Source organism: Niallia sp. Man26 (genome assembly GCF_022049065.2).
Lineage (GTDB): Bacteria > Bacillota > Bacilli > Bacillales > Cytobacillaceae > Niallia.
Genome location: NZ_CP095744.1, coordinates 232,796 through 249,311, shown reverse-complemented (window position 1 = coordinate 249,311; position 16,516 = coordinate 232,796). Strand labels below are relative to the sequence as shown.

The window sequence follows — 16,516 nt, the reverse complement described above, 5'->3', positions numbered from 1 at the left end:
AACCTTATAAATCTATTAAATTCTTTTTTATTGCATATTGGACAAGCTCAGGCCTTGTCGTAAGGCCTAACTTACTCATCATATTTGCTTTATGTGCTTCCACTGTTTTCACGGAAATAAATAATTTGTCTGCAATTTCTTTATTTCCATATCCTAGTGCAACTAACGGAAGCACTTCCTGCTCACGGTTTGATAATAAATAATAGGAATCCACGATTTCAGGATCTTGCTCTGGACTCTCAATATGTTCACGAACCATTTTAGTCGAGACTTTAGAGTGAATATATCTTTCCCCTTTCATTACTGCACGAATAGCATGAAGCAGCTCATCATCTTTAGCATTTTTTAAAATATAGCCTGTTGCACCTGATTTAAAAGCGTGATATAAATATTCTTCATCATCATGCATCGTTAGTATTAAGACTTGAATAGGAGGAAAAGCCTTTTTGATTTTCTTTGTTGCCGAAAGTCCGTTTTCTCCAGGAGGCATACTTAAATCCATTAGAACAACATCTGGCTGAAGTCTTTCTACTAAATAAGTAACTTCAAAGCCATCAGCTGCAGTCCCAACTACTTTCATATCCTCTTGTGCGTCAATTAAGAAGGAAAGACCGCTTCTGACGATGGCATGATCATCAGCAATTAATACATTAATCATCTTCATGCTCCTCCTGTTCTAGTGGGATGACAGCTAAAACCTTGGTCCCGATTCCAATGGATGTTTCAATGGAAAATTTTCCTCCAAGCAGAGAGATTCTTTCCTCCATATTTCGCAGACCAAGACCTGTTCCCTTTACATGGATATTATGCAAATCGAAGCCTAAGCCTTCATCCATTACTTCAACACGCAGCTGTTTTTTGCCAGCCAGTAAGTAGACGACAACCTCATCTGTGTCAGCATATTTAGCGGCATTAATAAGCGCTTCCGTACATACCCTGTATACCATTGTTTCAATCTTGCCTGTATAACGTTCTGTTTGAATATTGCTGTAAAGCTCAACCTCCATGCCGAATGTTTCTTCAAATCGTTTACAATAGGACTTTAACGCTGCATAAAGTCCCATATCATCTAAAGCTGCCGGACGTAAATCGATGGCCATCGATTTTATCGAGTTTAGAGATTTTACGATAATTGTTTCGATACTGCTAGCTGTTTCTTTCACTTTTTCGTAATCATTTGTATATCTCATAGATTGTAATTGTATGAGGGCACTGTAGATTTCCTGTGCCAAGCCATCATGCAACTCTCGTGAAAGCCGCTTTCTTTCTTCTTCTGATGCATGGATAACATATTCTGTTAAAGATTTTTGGAATTGAAGCTTTTCTGTTTCTTGTTGGTTTGTTAAATTTCGTAAGATAAGCACATTTACGTCATCCACTTCCTCAAGAGGAAAGTAGCTGCCGCTAAACGGTGTATCATCTGCATGCTGATCGTTCTTTTTTGATAAAAATAACTGAAAAGACTCTAGATTTTTTTCTCCTTCAATAAAACAATTTGAGCAGGTTTGATAACCTGTTTCATTTGTCATGCCGTTGCAAAGATGGCATATCGATGACATATTGGCTACATTCACTTCAAATTTATTAATAAGCTCAATGGCTTTTGGATTCATAAACAGAACTTCATTTTCATGCAAAAAAAAGACTGCATCATTCATTTTATTAAACATTGCTTCAATCAATTTCTGTTTAGAAATGGCAGTTCCCATTTATTCATCCCCTTAACTCATCTAATAATGGGTTTATTTCTGTGCAAATAGAAATCAATTCATTGATAAAGGTTTGATTCAATTTTTTCTTTTTTCTAAAGCCGCCTAATAAAACAGCTTGAACTTCCTGTCCGTGTAATAGAGGAATTGCTGCCATACTGACTAGCTGCTCTGTAATAGTTAATGGGAAGTCTTTTGTTTCCTGTATATCTTTTTTTGCATCTTCTATCACATAAGGGCGAGCAGTTTTCCAAACGATGCCAGCAATTCCTTTCCCTACTTGCAGGACAATTTTTTGATAGCGGTTATTGCGATTGTTTGAAACATATTTCCACTTGATCACTACATCGCCATCTTCATTCTCAGCTGCCATGGCCAAACCGACAAAATCTACTTCCAGCTGAAGTCTTATTTCAATTAATAAGTCGATTATTTTCTGTTCTACACTAAGCGTCAATTGATTTCATTCCCTTTTCTAGCATCATATTTAAATTACTTACGCACCACATTTTTTTGATAGATTATATATCGTCTTTTAATATATCCTATTGGCAAGCTAAATGCATGTACTAATCTGCTGAAAGGAAACAGAGCAAGCAGGGCAAAAGCAGAAATGATATGTAATTTAAACAGCAGCGGAACTCCGCTCATCAGGCTGCCATCCGGCTGGAGAATAAATAACTGTCTAAACCAAATCGAGATTGATTCACGATAGTTAAAATCCGGCTGACTGCTCGTGCCAAAAAATGTGCTGAAAATACCTAAAGACATAACGATGATTAAAATGATATTAATAGATATATCTGAGAAAGTACTAATGGAGCGGACACGTACATCTGATACTCTTCGCCATGTTAACAGAATGATTCCCACATATGCCATGAAGCCGAAAATGCCGCCGACCCATACGGCAATCGTATGATACAGATGGTTACTGATACCAAAAGCTTCTGTTACTTCAATCGGAACAAGCAAGCCTCCCACATGGCCAAAAAACACGAAGATAATTCCGATATGAAATAGACTGCTGCCAATCATTAATTTCTTCTTTTCTAGTAATTCACTGGACTTAGCTGTCCATGAAAATTGATCATAGCGATAGCGAAAGATCATCCCTAACACAAAGATCATCAAGAATATATAGGGAATAACTGTCCAGAAGAGCTGGTTTACACCACTCATTGTATAGTCGCCTCCCTCTCTGACTCCATACATGCTTTTAAAGAAAGCCGAACAGCTTGAATCACATACTGATACGGATTGTCTTTTTGTTTCAATTCTTCCTGGAGAAAATACGTTCCATCCTCCACTATCGCGAATAATAGCTGCCATTTCTGAAGACGATTATTGTGTATCCATTCTCCATTTGCTAAAAACTCTAGCATTAAAGGTAAGTAATCGGATAGCTCTTTTGAGTCCAATTCTAACCCGCACATGGCGTACATCAATTTTAATTGGACAAGTATTTGCCCTCTTTCTTTGGCATCTTCATATTTTACATAAGTCATGTGAAGTGGTGTTTTTTTACTGAAGTCGAATGTTTGCACATAATACTCTTGCTGCTGGAGCAGAGTTAATTCGCTTATATAGTCAAAAAAACGATTCATATTTTCCGATATTTGTTTATTGCTTTCACTATATAACTCTATTAAAGGAAAATCCTGCTGCTTTAGCCGTCTTTCTTGGGGATAAAGCAGCATCAAACTAAATTCTTGGAGTATGGGTCTGTATTTTTCAAATTCACATTGATTAATCACGCCATATCCCTCCATAAAAATTCTTTTCATATAAGCTTTGATTTGTTGTGTCGACTGGTGGGTTGTTGTTTGCTCCCATACCGCCCCCAGACAAAGAGCAGCCATTGCATGCACTAAAACCTGAGGTGCCTTGTTCTGTATAGGGATCTAAGTATGCTTCTTTATGTGAAGTTGGAATAACAAAACGATCTTCATATTTTGCTATGGCAAGTAAACGATACATTTCCTTCGTCGTTTTTTCCGTTAACCCGACACGTTCTAATCGGGAGGTATCAAATTCTTTATTAGCAGAAACAGCCCGCATATATTGACGCATCATAGCCATCTTCTGCAAAGCAAGTGTTATTACATCCGTGTCACCTGCAGTCAGCATGCTGGCAATATAACTGACAGGAATGCGCATTTCTTCAATAGCCGGGAAAATCATATCCGGATTTTGAATGGAATCCTTGCCTTCGAAATAGCTCATTATCGGGGAAAGGGGCGGCACATACCAAACCATTGGCAATGTCCGATACTCTGGATGCAATGGGAAGGCAATTTTATATTCAATCGCCATTTTATAGATTGGTGAATGTTGTGCTGCTTCAATAAAGGACTCTGCTACCCCATCTTTTCTGGCCTGACTGATTATCTCTGGATCATTTGGGTCTAAAAACAGCTCCAGCTGTGCTTTATATAAATCTGTTTCATTGCTGACAGATGCCGCTTCTTCCACACGATCTGCATCATATAAAAGAACGCCTAGATAGCGAATACGTCCTGTGCATGTTTCAGAGCATACGGTCGGAAGTCCATTTTCAATTCTTGGAAAACAAAACGTACATTTTTCTGCTTTGCTTGTTTTCCAGTTAAAATACACTTTTTTATAGGGACAGCCTGACATACAGAAGCGCCAGCTGCGGCATTCTTCTTGATTGACTAGCACAATCCCATCTTCGTCCCGTTTATACATAGCTCCGCTTGGACAGGAAGCAACGCAAGCTGGGTTTAAGCAATGCTCACATAATCTTGGCAGATACGTCATAAAAGCATGGTCAAAGTTCAATTTGATTTCTTCTTCGATTTTTTGGATGTTCGGGTCAAGCGGTGCTGTTTCAGGAGCCCCTGCTAAATCATCTTCCCAGTTCGGTCCCCACTCAATTTCCATTTCCTTGCCGCTTATTAATGATTGGGGACGTGCAACAGGCTGCTGTGCACGTTCCTTCGGCGAGAAAAGGTTATCATATGAATAAGTCCACGGTTCATAATAATCATCAAGCTTCGGCATATCTGGATTGTAAAATATTTTCCCTGTTGCTACTTTATTGATTTTCGAGCCGGACTTAAGCTGCAGCTTTCCTTTTTTATTCAACTCCCAGCCACCCTTATAATGCTCCTGGTCTTCCCAGCGCTTTGGGTAGCCTATCCCTGGTTTTGTTTCAACATTGTTGAACCACATATATTCCGCACCTGGCCGATTTGTCCATGTATTTTTACATGTAACACTGCATGTATGACAGCCGATGCATTTATCTAAATTTAATACCATTGCGATTTGTGCTTTAATCTTCAAGCCAGTCGACCTCCTTCAGCTTCCGAACAACAACATACAAGTCACGTTGATTGCCAATCGGACCATAATAGTTAAACCCGTAGCTAAGCTGTGCATATCCGCCTACCATTTGTGTTGGTTTTACATGTATTCTTGTTGGTCCATTGTGACTTCCCGGGCGATTTCCTGTAAGCTTTGAACCAGGCATATTAATGTGGCGGTCCTGAGCATGATACATAAACATAGACCCCCGCGGCATGCGGTGACTAACGACCGCTCTGGCAACTGTTACACCATTGCGATTAAATACTTCAAGCCAATCATTATCTTTAATTTCAGCGTTCTTTGCATCTATATCACTTATCCAGACAGTAGGACCACCGCGGAAGAGAGTAAGCATATGCTGATTATCCTGATACATACTGTGGATATTCCATTTACCATGTGGTGTCATGTATCGAAGAATTAAGTTAGCTTCAGCTGCCGGCATTTTATCCTGTTCATCAAAAATAATTTGCGGCAATGTCGGTTTATAGACTGGTAAGTTCTCGCCATATTCAAAGAACAATTCATGATCGAGATAAAAATGCTGACGTCCTGTCAATGTTCGAAAAGGCACAAGCCTTTCGATATTTGTTGTAAAAGGTGAGTATCGTTTGCCATCATTATTAGAACCGGTGAAAATTGGTGTTGGAATAACCTCTCTTGGCTGGACGGTCACACTTTCGAACGTCATTTTTTCACCTTGCCGTTTTATTGCAATATCCTTTAACGGCATGCCTGTTTTCTCTTCCATCGTTTCCCACGCTCTAACAGCTAACTCTCCGTTAGTTGCACTTGATAGTGCTAATATACTGTTGGCGACTTTTTTTTCATCGGCAATGATTGGCAAACCGTTTTTGATTGTATCATCATCATAAGTGCCTAACGATTGTTTTAATTCCTCATATTGTTCAGTTGTTTTGTAATTAACACCATGGGCCCCTGTTGGGTACGTACCAACTTTTGGTCCTAATGTGATAAACTTGTCATAAATTTGCCGATAATCACGTTCTACCAGTGTAAAGTTTGGCATGGTCTTGCCAGGGATTGCATCGATTTCGCCTTTTTTCCAATCCTTCACTAATCCATATGGCTGCGCTATTTCCGAAGGTGCATCATGGTTGAGCGGAACGGACACTACATCAATCTCAGGAGCATCAAACTGGGACTGAGCCATTTCTGTAAAAGATTTCGCAAGTCCCTTAAATATGTTCCAGTCTGATTTAGACTCCCAGACAGGATCAACTGCTTTATTAAAGGGATGAACGAATGGATGCATATCTGTACTGCTTAAGTCTTCCTTTTCATACCAGGTTGCTGCTGGCAGAATAATATCGGAGTACATCGGAGTTGCAGTCATACGGAAATCCAATGTAACTAATAAATCAACTTTGCCTGTTTGTTCCTCCTCATGCCATTTCACTTCCTCTGGTTTAAAGCTATGACTTGGAGAAGCTAACACATTTTCAGTCGTGCCAAGCAGATGCTTCATAAAATATTCCTGCCCCTTACTGGAGCTGGACATTAAATTGGAGCGCCAAACAAATAAACCACGCGGAAAGTTCACTGGATTATCAGGGTCTTCAATAGCAAAGGATGTTTCTCCTGACTTTAATTCCTTTACCAAATTAGGAATGATGTCTTCCGGATTTTTATTGTTTTTCGCAAAGTTTAATGAGTTTTTATTAAACTGCGGGTAAGAAGGCAACCAGCCTAATCTGGCAGCAAGCACATTATAATCAGCTGGATGTTTATATGTTATATCCTTCACAAGCGGTGAAGCATATAGTTTGTTGCCTAGCTCTTCTTCCTCATATCGCCACTGATCAGATGTAAAATAGAAGAAGGATGTTCCATTTTGCTGACGAGGCGGTGCCTGCCAGTCCTTCGCAAAGGCTATCGTTCCCCAGCCTTCATACGGACGGCATTTCTCCTGACCAACATAATGAGCCCAGCCACCTCCGTTAACTCCCTCAGATGCTGTTAAAATAACTAAGTTCAAAATGGCTCGGTAAATCGTATCACTGTTGTACCAATGATTGATTCCAGCCCCCATGATGATCATCGAGCGACCTTGTGTGTCAATCGAGTTTTGGGCAAATTCTTTTGCTATTTGCTCGACGATGCTTGCTTTAACTCCAGTAATCGGCTCCTGCCAGGCTGGCGTGTAAATATCATCTTCAATTAGGACCGCCGGATCTTCTGAAACACCATATTGGGCAAGCATGACATCATAAACAGTTGCAGCAAACCCGGTGGAACCATCTGCTAATAAAATCGGAATAGCGGAAATTGGCCGGTCAAAAACTTTATTTCCACTTGATTCAAATAACGGAAATTGTATCTTTACTTTTTCTGCATTCTCTTGTGAAAAAGTAGATAATAAGGGCGAAATTGCTTCTCCTCTTTCTGTTTCCAGCTTTAAATTCCATTTTTCGTTATCATTCCAACGCTGGCCAATCGTTCCATTTGGCACTACAATGCGATTGGAATCTTCATCTAAAAGAACTGGTTTCCATGCGCCATTAACCATGTTGCCATCGTTATTCAGCTCTTCTGCTCGAAGAAATCGGCCTGCTTTAAACTTGCCGTCACTAGTTGGCTCCAGCTTTAACAAAAATGGTAAATCTGTATATTTTTTTGCATAGTTAATGAATGCCTCTTCTTTCCGGTTTATATAAAATTCCTTCAGAATTACATGTGTCATCGCTTGTGCCAAGGCTGCATCTGTTCCTGGGTGAGGAGCTAGCCAGTTGTCTGCGAATTTAACACTTTCTGCATAGTCAGGCGCCACAGAAACAACTTTTGCACCTTTATAGCGCACCTCTGCCATAAAATGCGCATCTGGTGTTCGTGTTAATGGAACATTCGAGCCCCACATCATGATATAACCGGCGTTATACCAATCACTAGATTCTGGTACATCTGTTTGTTCCCCCCATATTTGCGGAGAAGCAGGCGGTAAGTCTGCATACCAATCATAGAAGCTTAGTAGCTCTCCTCCGATCAAGCTTAAAAAACGGCTGCCTGCAGCATAGCTGATCATGGACATCGCAGGAATAGGGGAAAACCCAGCAATTCGGTCAGGTCCATATTTTTTTATCGTATAAATAAGCATAGCGGAAATCATTTGATACGCTTCTTCAAATGTAACGCGAATCATGCCGCCCTTTCCTCTAAGCTTCTTATAAGAGTCTGCTTTTTCTTTATCCTCGACTATACTTCCCCATGCTTTGACAGGATCTTGATAATGTTGTAATGCTTCTTGCCACATTTTCCAAAGCCGTCCTCGCATATATGGAAATTTAATGCGCAGCGGGCTGTACTCATACCAAGAAAAGCTTGCTCCCCGCGGACAGCCCCTTGGTTCAAACTCCGGCATATCAGGTCCGCAGCTTGGATAATCTGTTGCTTGATTTTCCCATGTAATAATGCCGCTCTTAACGAAGACCTTCCAGCTGCATGAACCTGTGCAGTTAACACCATGAGTTGTCCGCACTTCTTTGTCATGCGCCCATCTCCCCCGGTAAATATTTTCCCATTCGCGGTCTGTTTCTTGTAAAACAGACCAGTTACCATTAAATTTTTCTGTTTTCTTAAAAAAGTTTAATTTCTTTGTCCGTTTAGCCATTATGAGCCCTCCTGTTTAAAACCGACTCGATCTACTATTCCATTGTATCGACCTTTCTTTCGAACTAACTATTAGGGAAATTCCCTATATTGGCTTTTCAAGAGGTGAAAACAGTCAATTGTCGCAGAATGTTCAAATTTACGCTTTTTGGCAGCCGGAAATTGATTAAGGGAATCCCCTGATTTTTCCGCTCACTATGCTGATAAAATGTTGTTTTTTCACAATATCCCTGGATAGAAAACAAAAAACATCAAGCTATAAAGCTTGATGCTACAATGTTTATTCTGAAAAAAAGCCCAGTAAGTTATTTATTATTTCACAAACTTTATATGCCATTTTCGCTATTGCAGGCTCATTGGCAATCATGTACCCTATGGATTGTAGCGAGTACCAGCGCTGATTTAAGGCCTCCTATTAAGAATTTTTGTTCATCAATTCACACTTGCATGATTAAGAACAATTTTAGAAAGGATGTTTACAATGGGTACACTTAGAAGCGTACAATTATTTCTCCAAACATCAAGTTTAATTGCAGGATTTATGGTATGGGTTCTTATATCCTCACTCATTCCACTCATAAAAGAGGATATTCCGCTGACAGACGGCCAGACGGCATTAGTGACAGCTGTCCCTGTTATTTTAGGATCATTATTGCGGATACCAATCGGATATTTCACCAACCGGTTTGGTGCAAGGATCATTCATATCATTAGTTTTATTCTGCTGATGCTTCCTGTCTTCTTAATAAGTAAAGCGGATTCAATGGCTGATTTAATTATAGGAGGATTATTTATTGGTATAGGCGGAGCTGTATTTTCAGTTGGGGTTACCTCGATTCCTAAATACTATCCAAAAGAAAATCATGGATTTGTAAATGGTATTTACGGCTTAGGAAATGCAGGTACGGCAATCAGTACATTTGCGGCACCAGTGGTGGCAAAATCAATTGGCTGGACGCAAACGGTTCAGTTATATTTAATACTTTTGCTTGTATTTGCCGCATTAAATATCTTCTTCGGTGACCGCAAAGAACGAAAAGTAACAGTTTCATTAATAGAACAAGTGAAAGGCGTATATAAAAACTCTACGCTATGGTTTATTAGTTTATTTTATTTCATTACTTTCGGTGCTTTTGTTGCCTTTACTGTTTATTTACCAAACTTTTTGACAACCCATTTTGGATTAGACAGTGTTGACGCAGGGTTACGAACAGCAGGCTTCATTGTTTTAGCAACTTTGATGCGTCCAACTGGCGGGTGGTTAGCAGATCGATTTAATCCATACAAAATATTAATGATTGTATTTCTTGGGCTGGCATTTTCAGGCGTGCTCCTTTCATTCTCCCCGTCCATTGGTCTCTATTCTGTTGGTGTATTGACAATCGCGTTATCTGCTGGGATAGGAAATGGAACGATATTCAAGCTAGTGCCGCTTTATTTTTCGAAACAAGCTGGCATCGTAAACGGAATTGTGTCGGCAATGGGTGGTTTAGGCGGCTTCTTCCCGCCGCTTGTTCTGTCGTTTGTTCTTAATGCAACTGGTCACTATTCAATTGGATTTATGGCTATTTCAGAATTTGCCTTAGTCAGCTTTGTTATTGTAGTATGGCTATTTTATAAGGATAATCTTTTCATTGAAAAACAAATCATCAATGAAACGAAGGAAGCTATTTTAATTACTAATCCTCATGGAATTATCGAAGATATTAATCTATCATTCTCCACATTAACTGGTTACTCAAAAGACGAGGTAATCGGCAAAAATCCAAATATCCTGCAGTCAGGAAAACATGATGACGTTTTTTATCAGCACATGTGGAATATGATTAAACAAAAAGGCTACTGGGAAGGGGAAATTTGCAATAAGCGTAAAAACGGTGAACTGTACCAGCAATGGATGACGATAAGCGCCATTAAAAGCAAATCTGGCGAAGTTAAAAAATATGTTGGTATGTTAAATGATTTAGCAGTTAAAAGCTAGCAAACTAGTAAAAGGGTGTCCTGATTAGGAGGATATCCTTTTTTTTGTGTATGTCGATTAAATTATATAAATATAACGAAATCCTCTTTTTATTTAGTGTATTTAAAGGGGATATCATTCCCCTTTTTACAGTTTCATTCCCATTCTGCTTTTGTATCTTTTAATCAGAATTTGGCAATCGACACTAACTACTCCTTTTAGCGGATAAAGTTTTTCGGTCAAAAACTTTTCCATTTCTTGATTATCACCAAAGATACCATGCATATGTAATTTACTAGGTCCTGTCATATGATACAAGCTAGTAACAGAATGTTCTTCAGCAAGCTTTGCTGCTACTTCTTCTAAATGCTGGGGCTCTACCTCTACATTAAAAAACGCAGATACATGAATACCGATTTTAGTTGGATTAATCACCGTTGTAAATTTTTCGATTACGCCTTTCTCTGTTAGGTTGTTAATACGCATTTGCACAGCAACCCTTGATAAATCAACTTCTTTTGCGATATCTGTGTAAGAAATGCGGCTGTTCTCATGCAGCATAGATAAGATGGTTTTATCTATTTCATCGAGCACTAAATTTGGAACGCTATAATTGGAAGACAAATTTATCATACCTCTCTTTCCTTTTGTTTCTATTATTTTCGAAAAACGTTATTGAGTGTATTTAACCATATAGAAATTTAATAGTAAATAAAAAAGAACAGAGTTTTCATATAGTAATAAAACAAAACATATTTCATTAAATAATAAATATTTTGCAAAAGAACTATTACATTTCGTAACGATATATGATATAAATAAAAATATTAATTTGTATACAAACTATTCACTATCATATGAAAAGTCAGAATTTAATATTTTAAGATCGGCTTTTACAGAAAGGAGATGGATTTTTTTAACTTTTTATTTCTGAAAATTTTTAATTTTGTATTATTACTCACCATGACATGAACTTTAGGAGGATTTATATGACTATTAACGAACCAGTATATGCAGCCATGTTAGTGCTTGCATTAATAGCGATTGGCGAAATTGTTTCCATCTTAACACGAGCACGCGTGCCAATGCTGCTTATTGCCATAATGGGCTTTCTTATTTTAATTTGGACAGGGATATTCCCTGAAGACATCGTAGATACATCTTCTTTTAGCACAATGGGTACGTTACTGACAGGTCCTCTCGTTGTTCACTTAGGAACACTAATCCCGCTTACCTTAATGGGTAAACAGTATCGGGCTGTATTGATCGCCTTAGGTGGAGCGTTAGTTGCGTTAGTATTTGTACTTCCTGTAATTACAATGCTCTTTGGTTATGAGACTGCTGTAGCTGGTACAGGACCGTTAGTAGGTGGAATTGTTGCTTTTATTGTTACCTCTGATGCATTAAATGCAGCTGGATATGAATATTTAGTCGCAATACCGGCGCTAGTACTCGCCATACATAAGTTATTTGGATTACCAGTGGCATCAATGTTTCTTCGTAAATACGCATTAATTCTGCGTGCTAAATGGGATCAAACGGATTCAAGTTCTTATATTGCTGCAGCCGCAGAGGTTCCTTTGCATCATGGTGCAGAAGCAGTCAGCAAACCTAAGGTAAGAAAGAAATATGAATTTAACACGGCCAATATTTTATTGTTTAAGTTGTTCGTAGGAGCATCGCTTGGAACAGTACTTGGAGAACTTACGGGGATAAGCGGAACAATCTGGTGTTTATTCATCGGTGTTATAGGCACGAAAGTAAACTTCTACAATGAAAACATCATGGATAAAGCAAAAGCATCTAGTATCGCTGTATTAGGTACAATATTTATTGTTATTGCTTCCATGAGTAAAGTAAGTCTTACAGAGTTCCTGCATTTTATTCCACAGGTTCTAACCATAATCATTATCGGTGAAATAGGCATTCTTGCAGGTGGGTTCATTGTATCAAAACTAGTAAAATGGCACCCTTATAAAGGGATGTCGCTTGCATTGACGGCGATGTTTGGCTTCCCTGCTGATTATATTTTATGCCAGAAAGTAAGCCGCAGTGTTGGACGAAATGAAGAAGAGGAAAAACGACTGTTAAATGAATTATCACCGCCGATGCTGATCGGAGGATTTACAACAGTAACGGTCGCATCTGTTATCATTGCTAGTATTTTAGTTAAAACATTGTAAAGAATGTTAGAATAATAGAATGAAAAACACTTATCATAATCTCTTTTAGTAAAGGAGGATTTTTGATAAGTGTTTTTTTCATCGATACTGTTCTTATTTTAGTTTTTACTCCCGTAAAAATTAAGAATTGTCGTATTTCTTCTTTGCAATCCAATCTTTCGATATCAGTATTGCTGCAAAACATAAAATCAAGGTAATGAGTAAGTTTGCTGTTAATTTAGAATGGATGATTCCTGTCATAAGGATTTCAACAGCATGTGCACTCATCATTGCTGGGTTAATTAGATCTACAAAAGAATTAATGCCAACGAGAGATCTGCATAATAATAAAAGAACAATAGACAGTAATGCAATAATACCTTGATTGTTAAATAACGTGCTAAACATGGTCGTAAAGGAAATAATGAATAATACCCATACTAAATAAAACAGCAGTGCTAATAACATATCAGCAAAGCTGACATTGGAAAATAAAAGGTTCACATATGCATATGAGGCGAGGTATCCTATTGCGACACACGCTGCAACAAACCAATAATTAGAGAGGACCTTTGCGCCAATGTATTGAGACACACTGACTGGTCTTGTCAAAATAAAGGCTAACATGCCATTTGCTTTGTCAGATTGCACGGCACCCATTAAGGAAATGACGATAATTAATAGCCCTAATTGATCAAACTGTGACTCAAGTGTAGTCGCTAGCACCTCTCCCCCTTTTAGCTGTTCAAAAAAGCTCGGGTCAATCGTTATTCCTTGATCTCCTCCCATGGCTTTTAATAGAGCAGGCAAGTAGTAGCTGAGGACCGGTTGCATCATTCCTAAAAGGATAAACACAAGCGGGAACCAAACTATTTTGAAATCACGAATCATTTGAACAAATTCTTTTTTTGATAATATCGCAACATTATTCATCATTACACCACCAGCTTAAGGAATATTTCTTCTAGTGTATCGTTATCTATTTCAAATTTTAAAATATCTACATTATTTTCTAATGCACTTGCTAATAGCATATTTTTATTGACGAGAATATTATCCACTTCGATTTTCACAGTAGTACCGACTGCCTCTGCACCTTTAACATAATCCAAACCTTTCACAATCTCCAGCCAGCTGAGACTTGCAGAAGTTATTTCCATTAAGATGCTATTGCGGCTGTGCTTATTCAATAAAGCTTCTTTTTTAGTATCTTCAATCTTTTGGCCATCCTTAATAATCACAAATCTTTCACAGATATCTTCTGCATCGTTTAAGATATGTGTCGACAAAAGAATGGTGGTGTCTTTTTTGATAGCTTGAATGATATTGATTACCTCTCTTCTGCCAATGGGATCTAATGAGGATACAGGTTCATCCATTACAATAAGAGAAGGTTTATGCAGCAAAGCTTGGGCAATTCCCAATCTTTGTTTCATGCCGCCGGAAAATGTTCTAACCCGAGCGTTGCTGTCTTCCTTTAAGCCAACTTTAGTTAAAAGGAGCGGTATCTCCTTTTTTAACGACTCTTTTTTCATTCCTGACAGCTCTCCCATAAACATCAGTGTTTCAAATGCTGTCATCCATGGAAAGAAATTTGGATATTGAGGCAAATAACCGATTTCCTTTTTCATATCCGTAATTTTCTTTCCATTAAGAAATACTGCTCCCGAACTTGGATGAATAATATCTGAAATGATTTTAATTAAGGTTGATTTACCAGCTCCGTTTGGCCCGATTAAACCCACACATTCCCCAGCTTGCACTTCCATAGAAAAGTTATGGACAGCTGTTTTGTTATTAAAATTCTTTGTTATATTTTTTATTTCTAATTTCATACTCTGTTAGTCTCCTTTCTACTTAATACAAAATAAAGGATTGGACCGAATAGGTTAATAAATATAATGAGTAGTGTCCAAATTAATAAATGTTGCTGGTTTTCTCGGTTACGATATAAATCGATTAAGGCAATAGCAATTAGGATAAAGTTTATAAAAACGAACGGCAATACAATAGGCAAAATCGAGAAAAAATCAAAATCCTTTATATCATTTAATCCATAATGAAGATTCAAAATCTTACTCCTCCTTATATATTTTTATTATCATTATTGATAACGATAACATAAGTTTTTAAATATTGCACTATTTTTCCATTTTTATTGTCGTTTTTATTATTATTCTTTATAATGATAACATTATCAAAATGGTGAATATATCACGTACAGATTGGAGCAGGTTATGGTAAATAAAGCGGATGCATTAATACACCCAGTAAGAATCAAAATTTCACAGGCTTTAATGAGAAGTGGTGAAAATGGATTAACACCGTTAGAGATGGTGAAAATGATTAAAGACGTGCCTCAGGCAACGCTGTACCGGCATATTCAAGTATTGCTGGATGCAGGAATTATTCGAATTGTGAAGGAAAAAAAAGTCCGATCTGTCGTAGAAAAATATTATGCATTAAACGGAGAGGAAGCAAAATTAAGTCCAAGTGAATGGAAAGAAACTTCTAAGGATGACAAGATAACTTATTTTTCTTACTATCAGCTCTTCCTCCTAAATCAATATCAGAGCTATTTAACAAAATCAGAGGAAAATGGCAATGCGGAGGATCCGACCTTTTCTTTTGTCGAAATGAAGCTTGATACACAGACCTTTCATGGATTTCAACAAGAACTCAATGAATTAATGGTTAAATACTATAACACCTCATTAAAAAACGATAATAGTGAACCTACTCGCACTGTAGCTGTTACAATCATACCAGAATCTTAATACTGGCAATCAAAAAGGATAGAGGCACTAACGCCTCTATCCAAATTAACTATTTAAATAATCACACAGCTCAATTAATGTTCCATTCGTCGAAGCTGGGTTCAGATAGATTAGCCGTCTTCCTCGTAAGTTTACTCTCCGTGTATCCTCCAGAAAACGGATGCCTTTTTGACGTGCTTCTTGGATGGCATCATCTAGGTTATCGACACGATATGCAAGGTGATGCACCCCTTTGCCTCGCTGCTTTATAAAACGTGCCATTGGCGATTCCTTTGTTGTCGGTTCTAGTAATTCAATGACTTTGTCTGCGGTTTTGACTACTGCGACATGCACCTCCACTCCTTTGGCGTCACTTGTGTAACGGTCCTCCAGGCTTCCGTTTAATACATCCAGGTAAAAAGGCAATGCATCGTCTATGCTACGTACAGCAATTCCGACATGATCTAAAATATAATTCAAAAGAAGTCCCCCTGTTACTTAATAGGTATGCTTTGATTCATTATACACGAATCTATTATGTTCTTTGCATCCAAGCTATTAAAAAAGACAATCGGAATTAATCGATTGTCTTTAGGAATAACGTCTCATTAATTCATCTATGTATGCATTGCCGCGGGGCGTCACTACTGCTTCCTTTAAGAATACAACGAGCACTTCGCCATGTGCGCCTCTTGCGTATTTTACGTTTGCTATAATACCTTCGTTTTCCATTCTTTCTACTTCTGCATTAAACTCTTCAGGAGAAACGATACCAACATCTTTTGGCATTGGTTCGCGCCCCTCTAATAATCCTAGAAGTACAGCAAATCGTATTGGTATAGCATTGTCTGTCATGTGTAGCACCTCCGCTTTATATTATACGCAAATACTGTGTGGATGTCTTATGATTCGATTTGGTGCTCCCGTAAATAATAAAACGGCTGCAGATAACAGCCGTTTTGTGCT

Annotated in this window: 16 protein-coding genes; 3 read left to right on the top strand and 13 right to left on the bottom strand. The window is 38.2% G+C overall.

Annotated elements, in window-relative coordinates:
- Nucleotides 1–4: 4 nt before the first annotated feature.
- From L8T27_RS20695 to L8T27_RS20665, 7 genes are read right to left on the bottom strand one after another with little or no spacing between them, the layout of a single operon-like run.
- Entirely contained in the window at nucleotides 5–655 is a 651-nt protein-coding gene (locus tag L8T27_RS20695; RefSeq protein WP_233315647.1) for a response regulator, read from the bottom strand.
- Nucleotides 651–1,709: a sensor histidine kinase gene (locus tag L8T27_RS20690; protein WP_233315290.1), complete on the bottom strand. Its 1,059-nt coding sequence runs from the start codon at nucleotides 1,707–1,709 to the stop codon at nucleotides 651–653. Before L8T27_RS20690 ends, L8T27_RS20695 begins: the two co-directional genes overlap by 5 nt.
- A 4-nt stretch (nucleotides 1,710–1,713) precedes the next feature.
- A complete protein-coding gene (locus L8T27_RS20685) occupies nucleotides 1,714–2,166 on the bottom strand; it encodes a GAF domain-containing protein (protein WP_233315291.1) in 453 nt (150 codons plus the stop codon).
- A 35-nt stretch (nucleotides 2,167–2,201) separates the two neighbouring features.
- On the bottom strand, nucleotides 2,202–2,891 hold the full coding sequence (gene narI / locus L8T27_RS20680) for a respiratory nitrate reductase subunit gamma (protein WP_237942703.1): 690 nt from the start codon (nucleotides 2,889–2,891) through the stop codon (nucleotides 2,202–2,204).
- The gene (gene narJ, locus L8T27_RS20675; RefSeq protein WP_237942701.1) at nucleotides 2,888–3,466 is read right to left on the bottom strand and encodes a nitrate reductase molybdenum cofactor assembly chaperone; all 579 of its coding nucleotides are present in this window, start codon (nucleotides 3,464–3,466) and stop codon (nucleotides 2,888–2,890) included. The genes narI and narJ overlap by 4 nt, the downstream gene beginning before the upstream one ends.
- The gene (gene narH, locus L8T27_RS20670) at nucleotides 3,459–5,021 is read right to left on the bottom strand and encodes a nitrate reductase subunit beta (RefSeq protein WP_237942699.1); all 1,563 of its coding nucleotides are present in this window, start codon (nucleotides 5,019–5,021) and stop codon (nucleotides 3,459–3,461) included. The genes narJ and narH overlap by 8 nt, the downstream gene beginning before the upstream one ends.
- A complete protein-coding gene (locus L8T27_RS20665; protein WP_237942697.1) occupies nucleotides 5,011–8,673 on the bottom strand; it encodes a nitrate reductase subunit alpha in 3,663 nt (1,220 codons plus the stop codon). Before L8T27_RS20665 ends, narH begins: the two co-directional genes overlap by 11 nt.
- 480 nt (nucleotides 8,674–9,153) lie before the next feature.
- Between L8T27_RS20665 and L8T27_RS20660 the strand changes: the two genes are divergently transcribed.
- A complete protein-coding gene (locus L8T27_RS20660) occupies nucleotides 9,154–10,653 on the top strand; it encodes a nitrate/nitrite transporter (RefSeq protein ID WP_237942695.1) in 1,500 nt (499 codons plus the stop codon).
- Between the two features lie 126 nt (nucleotides 10,654–10,779).
- Here L8T27_RS20660 and chrS read toward each other — a convergent pair whose 3' ends face one another.
- The gene (gene chrS, locus L8T27_RS20655; protein ID WP_396953803.1) at nucleotides 10,780–11,265 is read right to left on the bottom strand and encodes a chromate efflux transcriptional regulator ChrS; all 486 of its coding nucleotides are present in this window, start codon (nucleotides 11,263–11,265) and stop codon (nucleotides 10,780–10,782) included.
- A gap of 356 nt (nucleotides 11,266–11,621) precedes the next feature.
- Here chrS and L8T27_RS20650 point away from each other — a divergent pair, with 356 nt between their 5' ends.
- Nucleotides 11,622–12,815, top strand: coding sequence for a hypothetical protein (locus tag L8T27_RS20650; RefSeq protein WP_237942694.1), 1,194 nt, complete (start codon nucleotides 11,622–11,624; stop codon nucleotides 12,813–12,815).
- 120 nt (nucleotides 12,816–12,935) lie between these two features.
- On the opposite strand, the gene L8T27_RS20645 is transcribed toward L8T27_RS20650, so the two are convergent.
- Genes L8T27_RS20645 through L8T27_RS20635 form a run of 3 tightly spaced genes read right to left on the bottom strand, consistent with a single transcriptional unit; the run spans nucleotide 12,936 to nucleotide 14,865 of the window.
- Nucleotides 12,936–13,727 (bottom strand): ABC transporter permease, encoded by a 792-nt coding sequence (locus L8T27_RS20645; RefSeq protein WP_233315649.1) that lies wholly within the window; start codon nucleotides 13,725–13,727, stop codon nucleotides 12,936–12,938.
- A 2-nt stretch (nucleotides 13,728–13,729) separates the two neighbouring features.
- Nucleotides 13,730–14,629 carry an ABC transporter ATP-binding protein gene (locus L8T27_RS20640; protein ID WP_237942692.1) on the bottom strand — a complete coding sequence of 300 codons (900 nt, stop codon included), beginning with the start codon at nucleotides 14,627–14,629 and terminating at the stop codon, nucleotides 13,730–13,732.
- Nucleotides 14,626–14,865 carry a PLD nuclease N-terminal domain-containing protein gene (locus L8T27_RS20635; protein ID WP_237942690.1) on the bottom strand — a complete coding sequence of 80 codons (240 nt, stop codon included), beginning with the start codon at nucleotides 14,863–14,865 and terminating at the stop codon, nucleotides 14,626–14,628. Before L8T27_RS20635 ends, L8T27_RS20640 begins: the two co-directional genes overlap by 4 nt.
- A gap of 166 nt (nucleotides 14,866–15,031) precedes the next feature.
- On the opposite strand from L8T27_RS20635, the gene L8T27_RS20630 reads away from it, so the two are divergent.
- Entirely contained in the window at nucleotides 15,032–15,571 is a 540-nt protein-coding gene (locus L8T27_RS20630; RefSeq protein ID WP_237942688.1) for a helix-turn-helix domain-containing protein, read from the top strand.
- Nucleotides 15,572–15,616: 45 nt separating this feature from the next.
- On the opposite strand, the gene L8T27_RS20625 is transcribed toward L8T27_RS20630, so the two are convergent.
- Both L8T27_RS20625 and L8T27_RS20620 read right to left on the bottom strand, forming a co-directional pair.
- Nucleotides 15,617–16,030 (bottom strand): VOC family protein, encoded by a 414-nt coding sequence (locus L8T27_RS20625; protein ID WP_237942685.1) that lies wholly within the window; start codon nucleotides 16,028–16,030, stop codon nucleotides 15,617–15,619.
- Nucleotides 16,031–16,141: 111 nt separating this feature from the next.
- Nucleotides 16,142–16,405, bottom strand: a complete 264-nt coding sequence (locus L8T27_RS20620; RefSeq protein ID WP_233315302.1) for a hypothetical protein — start codon at nucleotides 16,403–16,405, stop codon at nucleotides 16,142–16,144.
- Between the last annotated feature and the right edge of the window lie 111 nt (nucleotides 16,406–16,516).